The organism is Lentzea sp. NPDC003310 (genome assembly GCF_040610935.1).
Lineage (GTDB): Bacteria > Actinomycetota > Actinomycetes > Mycobacteriales > Pseudonocardiaceae > Lentzea.
Genome location: NZ_JBEXNC010000052.1, coordinates 1 through 2,119, shown reverse-complemented (window position 1 = coordinate 2,119; position 2,119 = coordinate 1). Strand labels below are relative to the sequence as shown.

The 2,119-nt window shown below is 38.4% G+C and carries 1 protein-coding gene and 2 pseudogenes; 1 reads left to right on the top strand and 2 read right to left on the bottom strand.

The genetic code is table 11. The annotated features are described in order from the left end of the window. Positions 1 to 535, bottom strand: a pseudogene (locus ABZX02_RS43825) (transposase); the annotation flags it as partial. 74 nt (positions 536 to 609) lie between these two features. Between ABZX02_RS43825 and ABZX02_RS43820 the strand changes: the two are divergent. Further along, positions 610 to 1,757, top strand: a protein-coding gene (locus tag ABZX02_RS43820; RefSeq protein WP_152023957.1) for an IS3 family transposase whose coding sequence is annotated in 2 segments (ribosomal slippage) — positions 610 to 862 and positions 862 to 1,757 — 1,149 coding nt in all. Because the reading frame shifts where the segments join, the coding sequence is not laid out codon by codon here. A 110-nt stretch (positions 1,758 to 1,867) separates the two neighbouring features. On the opposite strand, the pseudogene ABZX02_RS43815 reads toward ABZX02_RS43820, so the two are convergent. Continuing rightward, positions 1,868 to 2,119, bottom strand: a pseudogene (locus ABZX02_RS43815) (hypothetical protein); the annotation flags it as partial.

Below are 2,119 nucleotides of genomic sequence, written 5' to 3'. Positions count from 1 at the left end.
GTTTTACGGAGACTGTAGATGAGTCTTGATTTTTGTTCATTAGAGCATTTTTCTCCAATCTCCGAAGTCCTTTTAAATAAGCTACCTCAATTTGCGCATAACGTAATTCTTGTTCAAGTTCTTTAATTCGTTGAGAATCATTTGGGTTCTGAGTCATAGACGATGCAATGCTTTCTAGTTTTTTACGCCGTCCTCTCTTTTTGCTTATTGGGACTTCTCCATAAATTTTGAAATGATTAACCCAGCTTGCAAGTAAGGTAAAATTAGTAATTTCGAATTTTCTTGCCACAGCTTCATACGTTAAATCAGTTGTTAAATAACATTGTACCGCATTTTCTTTCAACTCCATAGAATAATTTTTATTGACTTTGGAGTGAGCTGTAGGAAGTCCCTCTGCTCGATAATTGCGAATCCAGCGTCTAACCTGACTAGATGAACCTACGTTGTGCAGTTTAGCAAGATAGGTAGAGCCTCCCTTGCCAGATAAATAATCTTGAATAACGCGTTGTTTTAATTCTATGGAATATTTGACCATAAGAAAAGACCTCCGAATGGAAAGGTTATAATAAACTAGACACAAAGTTAAGAGAAATCGTGGAAAGGTTTATTATGGCAAGAAGAAAATTCGATAAACAATTTAAAAATTCTGCAGTAAAACTCATTCTTGAAGAGGGTTTCTCTGTTAAAGAAGTCAGCCAAGAGCTTGAGGTTCATGCCAATAGTCTTTATCGCTGGGTTCAAGAAGTTGAAGAATATGGAGAAAGTGCTTTTCCAGGCAATGGGACAGCCCTAGCTAATGCCCAACATAAGATTAAATTGTTAGAGAAAGAAAATCGTTATCTTCAGGAGGAACTTGAACTTCTAAAAAAGTTCCGGGTCTTCTTGAAGCGAAGCAAGTAAAACGTTTTGAATTTCTCTTGAAACATCATGGGAAGATAAAAATTAAGCATGCAGTAAAAGTTCTTAAGGTTTCTCGCTCAGGTTTCTATGAATACATGCATCGTCGTCCTTCAAAACAACAAGTGGAGAGAGAAATTCTCTCAGAGAAGATAAAAGCTGTCTTTCATGAGCATAAGGGACGCTATGGTGCGGTTAGAATTACCAAGGTACTTCATAATACTGGTATTATGACCAACACGAAACGTGTTGGGAAACTGATGCACTTGATGGGACTTTATGCCAAGGGAAGCCGTTATAAATATAAACATTACAACAGAAAAGGAGCTTCGCTTTCAAGACCCAATTTAATTAATCAGATCTTTAAAGCAACAGCTCCTAATAAAGTATGGCTGGGAGACATGACCTATATCCCTACCAAAGAAGGCACCTTATACTTAGCCGTGAATATCGACGTTTTTTCACGTAAGATTGTAGGCTGGTCAATGTCTTCACGGATGCAAGATAAACTGGTGAGGGATTGCTTCTTACAAGCTTGTGGGAAAGAACATCCTCAGCCTGGCTTGATTGTCCATACTGATCAAGGGAGTCAATATACAAGCTCTCGTTATCAATCTACTCTTCGTCAAGTCGGTGCTCAATCTAGCATGAGTCGTAAAGGAAATCCATATGACAATGCAATGATGGAGTCTTTTTATAAGACGCTAAAGAGGGAGCTTATTAATGATGCTCATTTTGAGACAAGAGCTGAGGCTACTCAAGAAATATTTAAATACATTGAGACCTATTACAATACAAAAAGGATGCATTCAGGTCTTGATTACAAGTCGCCAAAAGACTTTGAAAAATATAATTCTTAAATTCTCTTAACTCCGTGTCTAGTTTTTCGTTGACTTTCCAAAAATATAGCTCATTTTGTGTCTAAATATTTGACATTAGTCCACTTTAATTGTCTTTAACTTTTCACTCATCATAAGTCCTGCCTTTTAACCGTAGGTAGATATTGCTCGATTGCTTTCTTCAAATACTTAGCGATATTGTGCTTAGAATATTCTTCACGCTTGCTAGATACATAAGACAAGTGGTCTTTGACTCCATTAAGCCCTCTCAATTCTTTCAGTTCGTCATAGAGAGGACCGAGCAGTTCGGTGACGACCTGCACCCCGCTCACGCCGGACGTCCACGTCTCGGGCTTCATCACGAGCCGGTGCGCCAGCACGGC